The 17,557-nt window shown below is 42.9% G+C and carries 15 protein-coding genes; 10 read left to right on the top strand and 5 right to left on the bottom strand.

The genetic code is table 11. The features are described 5' to 3' along the window. The first annotated feature begins 23 nt into the window (after positions 1 to 23). The gene (locus tag RFF05_RS12770) at positions 24 to 518 is read left to right on the top strand and encodes a VOC family protein (RefSeq protein WP_409967451.1); all 495 of its coding nucleotides are present in this window, start codon (positions 24 to 26) and stop codon (positions 516 to 518) included. A gap of 95 nt (positions 519 to 613) precedes the next feature. On the opposite strand, the gene RFF05_RS12765 is transcribed toward RFF05_RS12770, so the two are convergent. Both RFF05_RS12765 and RFF05_RS12760 read right to left on the bottom strand, forming a co-directional pair. Beyond that, positions 614 to 1,024 carry a flavodoxin family protein gene (locus RFF05_RS12765; protein WP_409967450.1) on the bottom strand — a complete coding sequence of 137 codons (411 nt, stop codon included), beginning with the start codon at positions 1,022 to 1,024 and terminating at the stop codon, positions 614 to 616. Between the two features lie 29 nt (positions 1,025 to 1,053). Next, a complete protein-coding gene (locus tag RFF05_RS12760; RefSeq protein ID WP_409967449.1) occupies positions 1,054 to 1,449 on the bottom strand; it encodes a pyridoxamine 5'-phosphate oxidase family protein in 396 nt (131 codons plus the stop codon). Between the two features lie 116 nt (positions 1,450 to 1,565). Between RFF05_RS12760 and RFF05_RS12755 the strand changes: the two genes are divergently transcribed. Continuing rightward, the gene (locus RFF05_RS12755) at positions 1,566 to 1,892 is read left to right on the top strand and encodes a winged helix-turn-helix transcriptional regulator (protein WP_409967448.1); all 327 of its coding nucleotides are present in this window, start codon (positions 1,566 to 1,568) and stop codon (positions 1,890 to 1,892) included. 22 nt (positions 1,893 to 1,914) lie between these two features. Continuing rightward, positions 1,915 to 2,352 carry a DUF188 domain-containing protein gene (locus tag RFF05_RS12750; protein WP_409967447.1) on the top strand — a complete coding sequence of 146 codons (438 nt, stop codon included), beginning with the start codon at positions 1,915 to 1,917 and terminating at the stop codon, positions 2,350 to 2,352. 105 nt (positions 2,353 to 2,457) lie between these two features. Here RFF05_RS12750 and RFF05_RS12745 read toward each other — a convergent pair whose 3' ends face one another. After that, positions 2,458 to 3,906: a DUF2130 domain-containing protein gene (locus RFF05_RS12745; RefSeq protein ID WP_409967446.1), complete on the bottom strand. Its 1,449-nt coding sequence runs from the start codon at positions 3,904 to 3,906 to the stop codon at positions 2,458 to 2,460. 545 nt (positions 3,907 to 4,451) lie between these two features. Here RFF05_RS12745 and RFF05_RS12740 point away from each other — a divergent pair. Continuing rightward, positions 4,452 to 5,396, top strand: a complete 945-nt coding sequence (locus RFF05_RS12740; protein ID WP_409967445.1) for a helix-turn-helix transcriptional regulator — start codon at positions 4,452 to 4,454, stop codon at positions 5,394 to 5,396. Positions 5,397 to 5,398: 2 nt separating this feature from the next. On the opposite strand, the gene RFF05_RS12735 is transcribed toward RFF05_RS12740, so the two are convergent. Then, a complete protein-coding gene (locus RFF05_RS12735) occupies positions 5,399 to 6,235 on the bottom strand; it encodes a hypothetical protein (RefSeq protein ID WP_409967444.1) in 837 nt (278 codons plus the stop codon). A 660-nt stretch (positions 6,236 to 6,895) separates the two neighbouring features. On the opposite strand from RFF05_RS12735, the gene RFF05_RS12730 reads away from it, so the two are divergent. The 3 genes from RFF05_RS12730 to RFF05_RS12720 are packed head-to-tail and all read left to right on the top strand — an operon-like array spanning position 6,896 to position 10,625. After that, positions 6,896 to 8,491 (top strand): phosphoadenosine phosphosulfate reductase family protein, encoded by a 1,596-nt coding sequence (locus tag RFF05_RS12730; RefSeq protein ID WP_409967443.1) that lies wholly within the window; start codon positions 6,896 to 6,898, stop codon positions 8,489 to 8,491. Between the two features lie 4 nt (positions 8,492 to 8,495). Further along, positions 8,496 to 9,380, top strand: coding sequence for a DUF4007 family protein (locus RFF05_RS12725; protein WP_409967442.1), 885 nt, complete (start codon positions 8,496 to 8,498; stop codon positions 9,378 to 9,380). Between the two features lie 30 nt (positions 9,381 to 9,410). Next, on the top strand, positions 9,411 to 10,625 hold the full coding sequence (locus tag RFF05_RS12720) for a hypothetical protein (RefSeq protein WP_409967441.1): 1,215 nt from the start codon (positions 9,411 to 9,413) through the stop codon (positions 10,623 to 10,625). A 106-nt stretch (positions 10,626 to 10,731) separates the two neighbouring features. Here the strand turns inward: RFF05_RS12720 and RFF05_RS12715 are convergent, their stop codons facing one another. Further along, a complete protein-coding gene (locus tag RFF05_RS12715; protein ID WP_409966964.1) occupies positions 10,732 to 12,102 on the bottom strand; it encodes an IS4 family transposase in 1,371 nt (456 codons plus the stop codon). A gap of 100 nt (positions 12,103 to 12,202) precedes the next feature. Between RFF05_RS12715 and RFF05_RS12710 the strand changes: the two genes are divergently transcribed. From RFF05_RS12710 to RFF05_RS12700, 3 genes are all read left to right on the top strand, one after another. After that, positions 12,203 to 14,647, top strand: a complete 2,445-nt coding sequence (locus tag RFF05_RS12710; RefSeq protein WP_409967440.1) for a hypothetical protein — start codon at positions 12,203 to 12,205, stop codon at positions 14,645 to 14,647. Positions 14,648 to 14,658: 11 nt separating this feature from the next. Then, positions 14,659 to 15,828: an aminotransferase class V-fold PLP-dependent enzyme gene (locus RFF05_RS12705; protein WP_409967439.1), complete on the top strand. Its 1,170-nt coding sequence runs from the start codon at positions 14,659 to 14,661 to the stop codon at positions 15,826 to 15,828. A 67-nt stretch (positions 15,829 to 15,895) separates the two neighbouring features. Beyond that, positions 15,896 to 17,557, top strand: a complete 1,662-nt coding sequence (locus RFF05_RS12700) for a hypothetical protein (protein WP_409967438.1) — start codon at positions 15,896 to 15,898, stop codon at positions 17,555 to 17,557.

The raw sequence follows: 17,557 nt of genomic DNA, 5'->3' as shown, positions 1-17,557 counted from the left end.
ATAACAACAAGGAGGCAACGCAAATGCAATATCCAAGAGCATTTTCCCACATCGGTTTGTCCGTGCCCAATCTGGAGCAGGCCGTGGAATTTTATAGCCAAGTCATGGGCTGGTACGTGGTGATGGAGCCGTCGGTGATTCACGAGGAGACCACCTCCGCCATCGGCATCATGTGCCAAGAGGTGTTTGACAAAGGCCATGGCGACTTCAAAATCGCCCACATAGTCACGTCCAATTCCATCGGCATCGAGCTGTTTGAATTTGCCGATAACAACCAACAAAAACAACCATTTCAGTTCAAAAACACGGGTATGTTTCACTTTTCCGTCCAAGACCCTGACATCGAAACCTTGGTTGCCAACATTGTGAAGCACGGTGGCAAACAGCGCATGCCCATCAAATCCTACTACCCCGACGAAAAGCCATACAAGATGTGCTACGTTGAAGACCCCTTCGGCATCGTCTTCGAAATCTACACCCACAGCTACGAAGTGACCTACTCCAAGGGCGCTTATTGAGGGGGAACGACACGCAAACCCAATTCTCAACCCACGCAAAAGCCCTCCCAATCATACCCCATAGGGCTACGATTGGGAGGGCTTATTCTTATTTTTCACTTCAAAAAGTCAACTGCGAATGCCTTGGCCTTGGCAATATCCTCTTGATTGGGGCGGTTTTTGTTGGCCATCATAAATGCGCCTCTGCAATAAAAATGGCGGTCAAAGACAGCAATCCCCCTGTTTTTCAGCAATGCCACCAACTTGGGATAACCGCTATCAGACATGGCAGAAGTTGAAAAAATCACCACTTCTCCCACTTTTGCAGGGTTTAATCCGTCAATATATGCCTTTACTTCCTTGTCAATGCCGAACTTATAGACCGATGCGCCCAAAAACAGCACATCCACGGCATCGTCGTTTTTTGTGCGCACATCCATCACAGGACAACCCACCGCAGAGCCGATGGCCTCCGCAATTTTTTGGGTATTCCCAGACTTTGTGTAGTACACAACCTTTGCATTCATACCGCAATTCCCTCCCGTGAAATCGATTTTTAAAACAGTTGCTTGCCACCGTTGGGGCCAGCACTTTCGTCGTAAATTTTATCAACAGCGAAGGTCCAGACCGCTTTCACCACCATATTCATGGCGGCAAATCGGCCCGAAATGGTGTCAAACAGCCCACCATCGGTGTGACGTTTTTCCACGGTGGCGTTGACCAAATAGGACTCCATGCCCTTGACAGCCAGCAAAGCAACCTTTTGGTTGTCTGCCAAATTGGCGCTGGTGGTGTTCATAAACACTTCAGCAACCGCCATGGTGTTCTCGTCCACCACCATGATGCTACCAGCCACGATGGTGTGGGGTTCGCCCTCTTTGGACACCGTGGTGATGACCTTCACGCTGGCTGGGTCTTGGAATAATTTGCTCACTGCTTCTAAATTTTTCATCGTTGACTCCTTACTCAGTTTTTAGGATTGACTTTGTTTTTCTTAGCTGATATGATAGTATCATACCAAATATATACAGTCAAGAACGCAAAAAAATCTGAGGAGGTGCGGAAAATATGAGTACCTGCAAAGCGGACCACTGCCCCTGTGGGCAAACCTGTCCCCTGCAAGTGGCGCTCAAACGCATTGGGGGCAAATGGAAAATCCCCATCCTTTGTGTGCTGTCCTGCCAACAAGGCATCCGCTACAATGAGCTGATGAAAAAGGTCACTGGCATCACCAATACCATGCTGGCCTCGTCTCTCAAAGAGCTGGAAAAAGACCAGCTGATTCGGCGTGTCCAGTACAACGAAATGCCCATTCGAGTAGAATATTTCATCACCGAAAAAGGCAATCAGCTCATCCCCATTTTGCAACCATTGGCTCTATGGGGGATGGAATAAGTGTCAACAGGAGGACTTTTTCATGCGAATTATCATTGACGGCGACGGGTGTCCTGTGGTGGATGAAGCGGTGGGGATTGCCACGGCCCATGGGCTTGCCTGTCTCATTCTATGCGACACGGCGCACCAAATTCAGCGTGACGGTGCCACCACAAAGGTGGTGGATAAGGGCGCAGATAGCGTGGATTTTGCTCTGGTGAACCTGCTACAAAAAGGCGATATTGTAGTGACCCAAGACTACGGTTTGGCGGCCATGTGCCTGTCCCGATGCACCCAACCCATCCACCAAGACGGCTGGCTCTACACCAACGACAACATCGACGCCCTCCTCCTAGCCCGCCACACCGCCCAAAAAATCCGTCGCGGTGGCGGACGCCTGCGGGGCGGCAGCAAGCGGACGACAGCGCAAGATGAAGCGTTTGTAGTGGCGTTAGAGCGGTTGGTTTCTACTATTCAATAAACATGTTCAACTTGAACATGTTTACCCACAAACACATAACCCCTGCCGATGTCCAAGTTGGACATCGGCAGGGGGTTGTCATCTTCTTATCTACTTTTACAGCCCTCACTCACCAGCATCCAGCTCTTCGAACTTTTGCGCCATGGTGGGGTTATGCTTGGTCAATTTTTTGATGCTCAAATCTTGCGCCTTGTTGTTGGCTAGGCGCAGGTTATTTTCAGAAGACAGCAACGCTTCCTTGGTTTTAATCAAATGGTCGATGGTTTTATCAATTTCACTGATGGCAGTTTGGAACTTTCTACTGGCTAAATCATAGTTATAGTTGAATTTATCCTTAAATTCCATCATATCTTTCTCGAAATTGGAGATGTCAATGTTTTGGTTGCGGATTTCCGCCAACTGCTCTTGATAGCCCACAGAATTCAGCGCCGCATTGCGAAGCAAGGTGATGATGGGGATGAAAAATTGGGGGCGCACCACATACATTTTGGGATATTTGTAAGACACATCCACGATGCCGTTGTTGTACAGCTCGTTGTCCGCTTCCAAACAAGAGACCAAAATGGCATATTCACATCCTTTTTCGGTCCGATCTTTGTCCAATTCTTTGAAGAAATCTTCGTTCTTTTTCTTGGTGGCCGTGGTGTCCATTTCGTTTTTCATTTCAAACATAATGGAGATGTACTCCACGCCAGCCTCTGTGGATTCTCGGAAAATATAGTCGCCCTTGCTCCCTGTTTTGGCGTCGTTATCCTTTTCAAAATAGGACTTTTGGAACCCTGCGGCACGGAGGCGATTGAACTCGATTTCGCAGTGCTGCTCCAAGGTTTCGCCCAACATTTTAGTGGACATTTTGGTTTTCAAATCTTTATAATAGTCGATGGTTTCGTCTTTTTGGCGCAGTTGAGACTCATAGGTTTCCTTGGTGTTTTTCAGCGCCAATTCTGCCGTGGTTTTGGAGGAATCCATCTCTGCTTGCAGCTTGGCGATGGCCATTTCCTTTTGGGACAGTGCTTCCGCTTTCTTCAATTCTTCCGTTTGCAAGGCCATCATTTTTTCGGTTTCTGCCGATTGCACCTTGGCCTTCAGCTGTTCAATTTCCTGACGAGACTGGGACAAGGCTTTTTCCAATTCTGTCTTGGCATTGGCCTCTGCCAGCTTTAATTCGTTATCTTTTTCCGCTTTCAGAGATTTTTGACTGGACAATAACTCTTCTTGCAACTTGCCAATCATGGCAGATTTCTCCGCCAATTCTGCGATGGCCTTGACTTCTTCTTGTTGCAACGCCAGCTGTTTATCCAGTTCTGCCGACTGGATTTTCGCCTTCAACTGTTCCACTTCTTGGCTGGTTTCGGAGCGGGTTTTTTCAAGCGCCGCCTTGGCATTGGCCTCTGCTAGCTTCAATTCGCTGTCTTTTTCCGCCTTTAAAAACGCTTCACGCTGGGACAATTCCTTTTGAAACTCCGCATCTCGCACCTGCCCCACAATGGCAATGTACCCCGACTCGTCAACCGCAAACGCTTCCCCACACTTTGGGCATTTGATTTCATTCATAATCGGTCCCCCTTCGTTTTTTAGCGCATTTTTTCTCCTTTGAGTATACCACACAACCCTGTAAAATTACAATATTTTGCAACATTTAGCGCAAAAATAATTTCGCCCACTTGATTGCATTGCTACATCAGCTCAATCGCTCCCATCACAAAAAATCCTCCCAATCACAGCAGTCGTGATTGGGAGGATTTCATCTTATTCACTTCACGCCCAATTTGGCACCAAACACGATGTCCAATTTGGACATCGGTCCCCATACTCAATACTTATTCTTCCCGAAAAAGCTCACCACAAAGCCGACAAAAACCGCAAGAATAAACGGCATAAAACCCCTTCTTTCCTCTTAGATTGGCTTCATCATAGCACCTTCTATCCACAATGTCAGCAGATTTGAGCCAATTTCTCCACAGTAGCCTCTAGGTGGGCGATTTAGATATCACCTACCTAACAAATCACCTTGCCAATCGGCTCTAACGGTGCTACAATGGGTATAACAAATTCTGGAAAAGCGAGGTGGCGTTATGCCTGAACAATTGAAAAATCGAATGCTGACTATTTTCCAACTCCTTTGGGAGCAAAGCGACGAAGACCACCCCATCACCATTCGGCAAATGCAAGATGTGCTGTTGAAAGACGGCATCAAAGTGGGGCGAAAAACCGTAGCGGACGACATTCTTGCCCTCCAATCCGCAGGCTATGACATCGTCTGTAACAAGCGCCAGCAAAACCAGTATTTCATCGGCGCGCGCACCTTTGAGTTGCCCGAGTTGATGCTGCTCATCGACGCTGTGCAGGCCACACAATTCATTGCGCCAAGGAAAAAATCACAGCTCATCAAGAAGCTGACCGCCCAAGCAAGCTGTCATCAAGGGGCGGAATTGACCCAGTCCATCAAACCCACTACCGCCAAATATGACAACAACCAATCCATTTATTACATGATGGACTGGTTGCGTACCATGATTGCCAAGGGTCGCAGTGTGGCTTTTCAATATTTCGAATATACGGCACAAAAAGAGCGTGTTTTAAAGCACGACGGGCAAGTTTATGTGGTTTCTCCGTATGATTTGATGTGGAATGGCGACCGCTATTATCTCATTGGATATTCGGAAAGTCACGGCAAAATCGCTACGTTTCGCATGGATCGCATCACCAATTTGGAGCCTAGAAAAGAGGTTGCCAAGCCACAACCCAAGGACTATCAGCCCCAAGAATATCGCAACCAGATTTTCCAAATGTACGATGCACAGACCTACGACGTGACCTTGCGGTGCGAAAATAGCTTGATGACCGCCGTCATCGACCACTTCGGCGTGGACTGCGAAACCCACCCCCAAGACGACACCCATTTCCTCCTAAGCGCCACCATCTCCGCCAGCCCCACCTTCTACGCCTGGGTTTTCACCTTCGGCGGCAAAATGGAGATTGTGGGACCAGCTGCGGTGGTAGATGGATATCGGGAGCGGTTGCTGGGTGCGTTGGGTGAGTGAGTCTATCTTGCCAACAACAAGCGTAGCTTTTCAACCAATGCTGCATTCTCAATAAAACCTTCATGCAGCATCGCAAAACCTAGACTACCATCCTGTCTACCTAGACATTTAAACCACCCTTGGGCTTGTGGGCATTCCAACGAATACTTTGTTAAATAACCCGCATCTTCTAACTTTTCCATACATTCTAAGAGATTCTCATTTGGAGCAGTCATCACCTCTCTAGCCTGACTGTAACAATCGTAATGCCCATAATCATAAAGATCATCACCATTTTCATCTACACCTTCAGGCAGCAAGGATACCTCTTCAAAAATTTGATACAGATACGCTGTAAAATCACGTAAATCCCATGACCAATCCCAGAGGAACCAGCAAGTATTGTCTCCACTTTTCAACGGATAGCTACAATCGCTCCCACCAATAGAAAAAGCAATCTGCACACCGTCTACCTCTGCATGGCAATCAACAGAAGCGCCCAACAGAACAAACCATTCACCATCGACAGACATCTGGGTTCTAAATGAATATGCCTTCAAACCAAACAAAAATGTGGTGAAATCTTCTCCCAAGTGTTCAATCGCATCACTTTTCTTAATACACCCACCCATGCACTTCATGCATTCAACAAATTTCACGTTATTCTCTACTTCGCTTACATAAGCGTTATATTCATTAATTTGTAATTGAATACTCTCTTTATCACCACCTTGGGCTAAGTTCCAGGCTAATGTGCGATCTACCAACTCAAGATGCTCTAAATCCACTTTTTCAAACATGATTTGCAACATCGCTTCCATTTCAGGTAACACCGCGTGTGCTAAAATTGATTTCCCCATAACTGCACCTCCCAAATTTTTACTATCTACTATTATTTTACAACTACTTTCATCTTTTGACAATAGGAAACCAAGAAAAAGGTGGTATATAAAACGACCAGCTTGATAGGAGCCCAGTTAAATCCTTATAATTATACTGACAAACACATCTCAAGTTGATATAATCAAGAAAATACAGTGCCCACAAACTTTTTTATTATGGTTTTTTAGCCAAACCCAGCACACCACTACCTTCACTTTACTCATGCATACACTTTCATTGTTCCCAATGATAAAGGGGCGTGCAACCATCTATATTCTCGCTAACTGTTCAATACAAAAGTGTGCTTAGCCAAAAAGTTAACTGCGCCAAACGCTAAATTGAAATATAGCAAAAGACATTGACATTTGTCACATTTCCTTGTTTATTCCCCAATATTGTGATAAAATAGAAGTGTTATTTCTGCATAATCTCCTTATAGAAAGTAGGTGACCACAATGTGGTGTAAAATTTGTAATATAGAAACCACTGCGGACACTTGTCATATATGTGGTACCAAAACCGAAGATGATATTCCAACTGAAATTCATTGGTGTCATCATTGCTCTACCCCAATCATTCAATACACTACAACGCAAGCCACCCATACTTGCCCTTTATGCGCCCACACTACAACCTACATGTCTTCCGATATTCGCCCGGTCTTTCCAGAAGAACAAGCGCTAATTGCCCACATTATTGGAAAACCAGCCATCTTTGATGACAAATCTGTATGGGCGTCTGATAATCGCTATTATGTTGATGGCAAATCTTTTTCAGTTCCCGTCTCCCGATTCTCTAATTGTGACGCTACTGCCATTGCAAGCAAACTGCAATCACTCGGGATTATTCCTAATACCGGCACCTCTGATGTTATTGCATTTGAAAAAGCACTTATTGCTTATCGTGACGGCATACAATATCAAAAGTTCCATCAACATGTGCAAACATTTATTGCAGCCAACCAACTCCGCCTTTCCTTCATTGAAGATGAAGCTTTCTCTTTTGTTAAGCAATCTGCTGAATCTTTCCCTCGTGAAAACTTGGTAGTTTCTTTTTCTGGGGGCAAAGACTCTACGGTTACTGCCGATCTTGTCATTCGTGCTTTAAGTGATCCAGGAATTCTACATATCTTCGGAAATACAACTTTGGAATTCCCACTAACTATCCAATATGCTGCACGATTTCATAATGAATATCCGTATACACCTTTCAAAAACGCCATCAATAAAGACCAAAACTTCTACGAAGTTTGCAAAGACATTGGTCCCCCAGCACGCATGATGCGCTGGTGTTGCTCTATGTTTAAGACTGGTCCTATTACACGCATTCTAAACAACCGTTTCCTCCAAGAAAAGATTTTAACTTTCTACGGGATTCGAAAATGCGAATCCGTTTCTCGCAGCAAATACAACCGCATAGAAGATAATGCCGAATCTGTAAAGATTCAAAAACAAACCGTTGCCTCTCCCATCTTTTTTTGGAAGGACATTGACATTTGGCTCTATTTACTTGGACGTAATGTTGATTTCAATGATGCATATCGTTTAGGATATGACCGCGTCGGGTGTTGGTGTTGTCCTAACAATAATGCCCGCGCACAATTCCTTTCTCGCATTTACATGTCAGAACAAAGTGAGCTTTGGCGGCAATTTCTAATTGACTTTTCTAAATCCATCGGAAAGCCAGATGCCGAAGTATATGTGGATAGCGGAAAATGGAAAGCAAGGCAAGGGGGCAACGGAGTTGCCTCTTCAAAAGATGTGAAAATAACCTCAACCAATTGCACGGCAGAAGAAAACGCAAAAATATATCAATTGAATCAAGCCGTCAACGATGAGTTTATCAACATGTTTATCCCATTTGGCCTAATTTCTAAAGAGATGGGCCGCAAACTCATTAACGAAACCATCATCCTTGACAAGCGCTCTCGCATGCCCATATTGTCTATCCAGCCATTTTCTCAAGCAGATTATGAATATGCCGTAAAAATAAAAACACTAACCGTAAAAGATCCCGACAAATTGCACCGCATGGTTAAATATCAAATCCGAAAATTTAATGCATGCCGCAAATGCTTAAAATGCGAATCTCTATGTGCCCACGGCGCTATATCCATCACCGCCAACTCATATAGAATCAATCCAGACAAATGCAAACAATGCAAAATGTGTGTAACTGCAAAATATTTAGATGGCGGATGTCTCATGAATAAGTATCTCAAAACAAAGGAATAAGAAAATGAAGTTTAGAGCCCACGAATCGTTTTTTATACGAAAAAATTGGCTACACAAAGGTCTTCGCAATGTAGATGCAAAACCAAATCTATTTTCCGACAAAACAGAACGCGCCATGGACGTCCTTGGAATAGGTTCAAGCATGGTAAAAGCATTGCGCTATTGGCTAATCGCAGTCGGATTAACTACAGAACCCAATCACGGCGCTAGAGAGCACCGTTTTACAGATTTGGCCAACATCATTTGGAAATATGACCGATATATCGAAGAAACTGGCACACTATGGCTATTGCATTATAACTTAGCTTCCAATGATGATAAAGCCACCGCATGGTATTATTTCTTCAACCAATTCAATTTACACGAATTCAACAAGGACGATTATGTCCAAGCGCTGGGGAAATATGTGCAGATGAAATTCGAGACAACTGTTGCGACAAGTTCCTTGGAAGGCGATTTCGATTGTATCCTCAGCACCTATCTCTCTCGTAAAAAAACCAATCCCGCTCATATTCATCCCGAAAACAATATCGATTGTCCATTTGGAGACCTCGGTCTCATTGATGTTGCAAACGCCAAAGAACGTATTTATCGCAAAAAATCCCCTGCTAAGAACACACTAGATCCTATGATTGCGTTGGCTGTTATCATCAAGCAAGCAGATGGCGCAAAAGAAATTAACATTGCCCATCTACTCAATAGTGAAAAGAACATCGGCAAAACATTCAATTTGGATATGGCGAATCTAGTGGACATTTTATATCAAATCGCTCGTTTAGAGCACATCTCTATTACGCGCACCGCTGGTCTAGACGTAATTCATATTAACACAGAAATGTCTTTTCTGGAGTGTGTTACTGCATATTATGAAAGTTTGGCCATCACATAAATCAAACTACATAAAGAAAGGCACTCAATCATGCCATTAAACGACTATATAAAAGTGCGTCAGGGATTTCAAACCTCTGTTAATATCGCCTATGACCTGCATAATGAGACAAAAGTCAAAGACTTTATTCCTACAGCTTCCGCTCTGGAAGTCATGGAAAACATCCTCCTAAGCACCCATGACTCCGCAACCGCTCGTGCCAATATCCTCATTGGTGCCTATGGTCGCGGGAAGTCCCATATTGTTTTAACACTGTTAGCACTGCTAGAGCATCGCAACCCTGACATCTTCCAGGCACTGCTTGATGATATGTGTCGATACAAAGAGGATTTGTATCAGTATGCAAACGAATACATCCATTCAAACAAGCGCCTCTTACCAGTTGTAATCCAAGGCAGCAGTGCAAGTCTATCTCAGTCATTCTTGGGGGCTATTCAACAAGCATTGCTTTCAGTTGACTTAGGCGATATTATGCCAGAAACGCATTTCCTAGCGGCTAAAAACACCATTTTCAGATGGAAAGATGAATTCCCACAGACATATAACCTATTTGAGGCATCTATCGATGAGTCTATTTCATCCTTTATCGACCGCCTTGATGCATTTGACTTAAATGCCTACGAACAATTTGAGCAACTCCACCCCAAACTGACATCTGGCAGTGAATTCAACCCATTCCTTGGATTTGGCGTAATTGAACTCTACGAAAAAGTTACCGATGCCATTTGTGCTCACGGGTATGATGGGCTGTTTGTCGTCTATGATGAATTCAGCAAATATCTGGAGTCAAGCATTCAAAAAGCACCACTAAATGATATCAAAATGCTCCAAGATTTTGCAGAAAAATGCGCTCGTAGTAAAAACAAGCAAATGCATCTGCTGCTCATCTCTCACAAGGACATTTCAAATTATATAGATAAACTACCCAAGGCCAAAGTAGATGGTTGGAAAGGTGTTTCTGAACGGTTTTCCCACTATGAATTACGCAATAATTTCACACAAGTATACGAAGTTATGGCTGCCGTTATTGAAAAAACCGCTGCATATCCTAACTTCATTATCGAACACCCTGATTATTTCGAGTCATATATGGCCACCTATAAGTCCGCAAGCCTGTTTAGCGATTTAAATGAACCGCAATTTCAGACAATAGCTCACGGATGCTACCCATTGCACCCAGTTACTGCATATATCCTCCCTCGCCTTTCAGAACTTGTTGCACAAAATGCAATGTCATTAAGTTAAGCTATTGAAACGCAAGAACAGCTAATAAAAAATCATCGGAATCTAAAAATGCGCAGGACAAGCAAGCAGATTTTTCAATCTGCTTGCTTGTCCTTATAACGTGGCATTACGCCAAGCGATAGAAAAAAGAGGTGTCGGTTCTGGGGTTCGTGTTGCGTCGCTTGCGTGGGTTTGAGGGCAAATTTCGCATGGGTGTTAGGTTTTTTGCGATGCAGGCTTCAACTTCGGCGACGGGTACATTCTTCCCAAAGAATTTACGACAAATTTGAGTGGCAACAGCGAAATTTATTTGATAAACCCGCTTTCTGGTAACTTTTTTTACAGCAATGCACGAGGTTATCAACTGTGTAAAATTGTATATAATCAACTTGGCGAAGATTTCTTGAAGAAGAAGCTTCGTCTTTTTGCTGTGAAAATACAGCAATCCGACGGTGAATTTCAAAGAGCGGAAGGACGTTTCGATACCCCATCGCTTGGCGTACAAATCCTTGAGGGCAGCAGAATCAAATTCACTTTTATCCAAATTTGTGGCAACCGTTTCGTAAGAATTTTCAGAAAGTTTAAAGCAAACGAGGCGAATATGTAACGGATATGGCTCGATTTTTTCATTTTTCTTTGTTTTGCAGGGTAAAAAATCAAATGGTGAACTATGGGCGATAAATTTCAGGTTTTGATTTTTGGCTTGCGCTGTTTGCTTGCGTGAAATGTGTAGCGTCAGTGAAACGTCAAACTCCTCACCAACAGGCAAAGATAATCCGTGACAAATACCGTTGCGTGAAGCAGAATCCTTCACTCTGACAAGGAATTTTTGCCCTCTTTCTTGCACATGAGCGAAATTATTGTACGATTCGTAGCCTCTATCAGCAATGTAAATGGTGGGTACTTTTGATTGATTACGTGCCACCATGGTGGCAAAGGCCTTGTTTTCACCCTTTTCAACCGTTGCATCCACGTAGGTTTTGCGCAAAATATCGTACATGGCGTTGAGGTGCAAAAGGTTAAAAGGCTTGGAGTCATTGGCCTTTTGATGGTAAGAATCCACTTCCTTTGGGTTGGTGGGAACGTGCAAACTAGAGCCATCCACAGCCAAAAGGCGGTAGCCACGGTGGGTGATGGGTTGGTTTGTTTCGGCAACAAATTGGTGGAATAAATCCTCGAAGGCAGTTGATTTGATTTTGTTTCGTTGTTGCACAAAAGCGGATACTGTAGGTGAGGATGAATGTATGCCGAATTGTTCGGATAATTCCCCATATAGTGTTTTTCCTGTGAGAGATAAGGTTGTTTCAATTACTTTTTCAAATGGTAACTTCCTATTTCGGGTGAAGTCTTTTTCTGGATTTTCAGCATATTTTACAGCGTTTTGCGAAAGGGCTTTTATGGATTTTTTTAGTGTTCTTTTTATGTTTTTTGTTGTGAATGTCATGTGTGCATCTCCTTTGTTATCAGCGTTATGCTCAATAACAAGGGTCGCCTTCATTGACTTTGGTCAATGAAGGCGACCGCACATTTTTTTGTAATTGTCAAGCTTTTTTTAAAAGGTTCTGGGTGTTTTTCTTGTAGCACCCAGGCTTATCTTAATGACATTGGCACAAAATGAGCGCACTTTATTTACTTTTTTATCCGACACTGGGCGTTCAACATTGCCAACATTTATCCGAACGAATAACGCAAATGATGATTTCCTCTTAATCACCCCTGATTATCTATATGATTATTTCGAACCTCTTTTCCGCAAGGAGCCGTATACAAGCGATATTAAATCTCTTTGGAAATTAACGGACGCCATTTTGCGAAAAGTAGATGATAATCCTTTGCACAGCAGTATTATCAAAACACTGTCGCTAATTTATATGATTAACCAAAGTGAAAAACTCGCACCCACTATAGATGTAATCACATCCTTGTTTGGCCTTGTCACCGGAGAGGTTTCTATTGTATTAGCCGCATTGACAACTCTACAAGAGCAAAAGCACGTTGTATATAGAAAACGCAGCAATCACTTTTTGCAGCTTAAAAGTGGCGCTAACCACGATATATACCACAAAATCAAAGATGATGCCAATCGCCAAAAAAATGATTTTGAACTGATTTCTGCTCTAAATGAAATTGTCGCCGATAATTACCTTTTCCCTACTCAATACAATGGCGAAATGGCTATTACTCGTTATTTTAAATTTCAATTTTTAAATGCAGCATCTCTCTCTGATATACCCGCTCTCCAGCAGATGCTATCTTCTTTTGATGCAGATGGAATCGTATTTGGCATCTTGTTGCAACCAACTTCAGATATCGATATAATTCAACAGCAACTCATGGACATCTCTGCAGAAAACAACCGCATGGTATTCATTCTCCCCAAATCAACGCCCGACATCAACGAAGCCGTCTTAGAGTATCGCGTTATCAGCGAACTATATGAACAGGCTCAAGGAGATGAAACTCTTTTAGCCGAACTCGATATATATCTGGATGATTTGAACGAACTTATTTCTGCATTCATCGACTCTTATCAAAAGCCAGAAAATAAATGCTCTGCATTTTATGCCATGGGTCAAAAGCAAGCTATTTCTCGTAAAGCTCAGCTTTCAAATTGCTTATCTGATATTTGCACACAAATCTTCACGCACACTCCTGTCATCAAAAATGAAACCATCAACCAAAATTTGTTGACCACCGCTTCAAACAAAAGCCGCTTCAAAGTTTTGCACGCTTTATTGTCCAAACAATTAGAACCTCAACTAGGTCTAGCAGGTTCCGGGCAAGAGGTATCCTTTGTCCGTAGCTTATTACTTGCTAATGGACTTATTGCAAATCTAGATTCAGCTCCCTCAATCATCACCCGAAACACCCCAAATGCAAACATTCAACACGTACTCGATATAATTGACGAATTCTTCCAACAAGCGCACCTTCAAGAACTCAACTTTGAACAATTATATCACCAGTTGATTGCGCCCGAAAAACACATCGGCCTGAAGCGAGGCGTCATTCCTATCTTCATTTCCTTAGTGGCTCATCAATACAAAAACACGCTCATTGTCAAAACAAATGATACCGAATTTGAATTGAGCGCCCCTATTCTTCAAAGCATCAATGACAATCCTTCTGCTTTCACAGCTTCCTTCTCTTCTTGGGACACCAATAAAATAGCTTATGTTGAAAAGCTAGAAGATGCCTTCCAAGATCATATTTTAGAAAGTGAAAAGGATTATCATTCATTCTCCTATCTTATGCGTGCCATGCAGCATTGGTATATATCGCTCCCTCAAATTACAAAAAACCTAAAAAACCGCTATGTGGGCGCTGAAGATCCTACCCCCATCAGCACAGAACAACGCCAATTCATGCAAGCATTACAACAGCCTGCCCCCAATGCACGCAAATTTTTATTTGAACAACTTCCCACCATTTTTAGTTTTAACGAGGCTAGTGAAGACACCGCAATTGCAATCAGCCTCGTAAAACATCAAATGGATGAAATAAAACCCTGTCTCCTAGAAAAAATTCTTGATGATTTAACAGAACTTTTTGCTGACACCATGACAGCAGGAACTTCCTTAACTTCCGCAGTTCAAGACTTTATTGATAGCTTAAGCGATCGCACAAAATGCCACACATTTGACGGCATCTACGGAAAAATCATGCCTGTTATTTTGGAAAACGACAGCGATAGTATAAGCTTTATTGAAAAAATTGCTCGCGCAACCACTGGGCTTCGCATTGACGATTGGAGTGAAGCAACCATACGGAAATTTGCTACTATGATCGAAAAAGCGAAGGCAGAAATATACGAATATGACTGTACATCCGCCCACCAATCTCCCGATACTTCATCTTCACAATATGAAATTCGTTTTGCAAACAACGTGCACAATTTACGTTCTTTCAACAAAGTGGAATGCAGTAAAATGGCAACTCTTTTACAAAACGAACTCATTTCTGCTCTAGACGAAGCTGGTCAGTCAGTTTCTCCAGAGGAAAAACGACAAATTTTAATAGAAATCATTGAACGCCTATGCTGAAAGGAGCCATCATGAAAGAAAGCGATAATCAAATGCCATACGCCTATTTTGATAATGCAGCTACAACCTTTCCCAAACCAGAACCTGTTTATCAGGCAATGGATTCATTTTATCGCACATGTGGCGTAAACGTGGGTCGCGGACAATATAGCCTTGCTAGCAAGGCGGCCAAATTGCAATCCGAAACAAGACGGCTATTAGCTAATCTTTTCCACGCCCCAACAGCAACCGTTGTATTTCAATCTTCTGCTACAGAGAGCATGAATTGCGTTTTACGCGGTATCGATTGGGCGGCAGATATGTGCGTATACATTTCCCCATTCGAGCATAACGCTGTACTGCGCACATTGCACTATCTTGAAAAGCTCCATCATTTTCAAATCTTAGAGCTTTCTGTTGACAAAGATTCCTTAACCTATAATATTCCTAAAATCCAAGAACAATTTGCAACAACACCCCCTAGCGTGGTTGTTGTGTCTCATGCCAGCAACGTTTGTGGTGTTGTTGCTCCACTATCCGAAATTTTTCCCTCAGCGAAAAAATACGCAGCAATTACAATTGCCGACATGGCTCAAACCGCAGGTTTAATCGATATAAATCTACAAGAAAGTTGTGCTGATTTTATCATTTTCGCAGGACACAAAACCCTCTATGGCCCTCTAGGTATCGCCGGTTTTATCACAAATACACCCTCTATGATAAACCCGTTCCTATATGGTGGTACAGGTGTCGATTCCGCAAATTTGGACATGCCATCTTCCGCTCCAGAACGTTTCGAAGCCGGCAGTCCCAATATCATGGCAATCGCTGGATTGCACGCCTCTCTGGTGTGGATTAATGAAATTGGCATCTCCGCCATAGCTGAACAAGAGGAGCGCAACAAAAGAATGCTATTGCAAATCCTTAAGCAACACCCTTCCTTCAAGCCTATCCTCTCCCAGGGATACCAAACTGGCGTTATATCTTGCTGTTTCGATAATTACTCACCTGATAACATCGGCAACGTACTCAGCACACATGATATTGCTGTCCGCACTGGGCTACACTGTGCGCCTCGTGCGCATCAATTCCTAGGCACTTCCCCCGCAGGAACAATCCGTTTTAGCATCAGTTATTTTACCAATGAATCAGATTTTGCTACACTGAGCAAAACTTTGGACTATATCGAAGAAAACGCATAATCATTTTCTTGCAAATATCTCCTTTAAACGCACGAATATCATAATTCTTAAGATGGGATGTGGGCCTATGCATAACCAAGCGTTTATTCAGTATTTAAACACCCTCCATAATGTTAGTGCAGATAACCGAAATGCATTTACAGAAGAAAATCAAAAAAATCCTTTTTTCCAGAAAACACGCATTGACCGTGAAGTTGGGCAATACATTGCCAGCCTTCTATTGTCCTCCCAACCCTTCATCTTTATCCTTACAGGGCATGCCGGTGATGGTAAAACAGGGCTTCTTCTGCAAGTGCTAGAGCAATGGCACCTTTTGAACGACAAAAAAATGGCTAGCATCGATGAAATCACTATGCCCAACAACAAACCTTGCACGTATATCAAAGATTTCAGCGATGACAACGCCTCTGCACGTGACCGTTTAATGGCAACATACAAAGGTTATCCCGCAGATGGCAAAAGCGTTTTTCTTGTTGCCAATACTGGCCCACTCCTAAGCACATTTTCCAATCATTTTTCAAAAACAGCACAAATTCAACTGGTAACTGCTATCGACGAAAACCAAGGCAGCATTCAATTATATGATGATATCCCTATCGCTGTAATCAATGTAGCTACCATCGATAACGCCTCCTTCATCCGTCCCTTCATGGAGCGCGTACTCGATGAATCTTGTTGGGAAAAGTGCGCTTTCTGTGAAAAAGCATCCTATTGCCCCATTGCCATCAATCGCTCTCTCATAAAGGAAAATTTTGATCGTACAATTAGCTTCATTGAAAAGCATTACATTTGGGAGCAAGAGCATGATCGCAAATTGACTATTCGCCAAATTGTAGCGCATTTAAGCTATTCATTGACAGGCGGAATATCTTGCCATGAAATTAAAGACTCATCCCACTTCCTGTTTCAACATCTGTTTTTCAACGTATTTTTCGGCTATGCAGGCTCTGTGCAAAACCTGAATTCTGCGCATATCGAAGGCATTTCTAGCGTCCTACGCGCTCGATATGACGAAAAGCGTTTACATGCAAACGAGCAGTTATTTATCAATCGAGATTTCTCGATTTTCCCCCAAAGAATAAAATCCATTTTGGAAACCGAAGGTTCACGCTCTGCTTTTGATAAAAAATGGCAATCCGCAGTCCGCCGCGCCTATATCATGCAAAACATAGACACAAATCCCCAGTCGCAAATATCATTAGAAGAAGATATCTTCTCTCCTTGGTACCCACGATTTCTAAAATTACGCAGCGGAGAAAAATCTGTTGGGCGAGATAATTCATTGATCCATGACGCATTGTTTATGATTTTCATGGGGTCAACTTCAAAAGATAAAAGTATCCCCATTACCATGAAGCGAGATTCCGGCATTGAGCAAAGCGTGCAAATTGTGTATGAAACAATAAACAAAAATAAAATCAAAATTGAGCACCAAGAAATCAATGATTTTAGCACTACCAAGCGCTATCGCCTTTACCTAACCGTTTCTGGTGATCGGTTGACAACGCCTATTTCTTTGCCTCTCATTAATTATTTTAACGACACACGAAATGGTGCTATTGCAACTAATATCGACCCCTTACTTTCCCATGGCATTGATAGCTTAAAAGCCCAAATGATTGCCAAATGCGCACCACATGATGACGAATTGGAGTTACTCTACATGAACACCTCAGGTTGGTCATCTATTGCCGCATCTTTCGAAAACGGCTGTTGGAATATTAATTAG

Origin of the sequence: Bengtsoniella intestinalis (assembly GCF_039719005.1) — a bacterium.
Classification (GTDB): domain Bacteria; phylum Bacillota; class Clostridia; order Oscillospirales; family Oscillospiraceae; genus Oscillibacter; species Oscillibacter intestinalis.
Note: the sequence above shows the minus strand (reverse complement) of the source record. Positions and strands in the feature narration are given on the sequence as shown.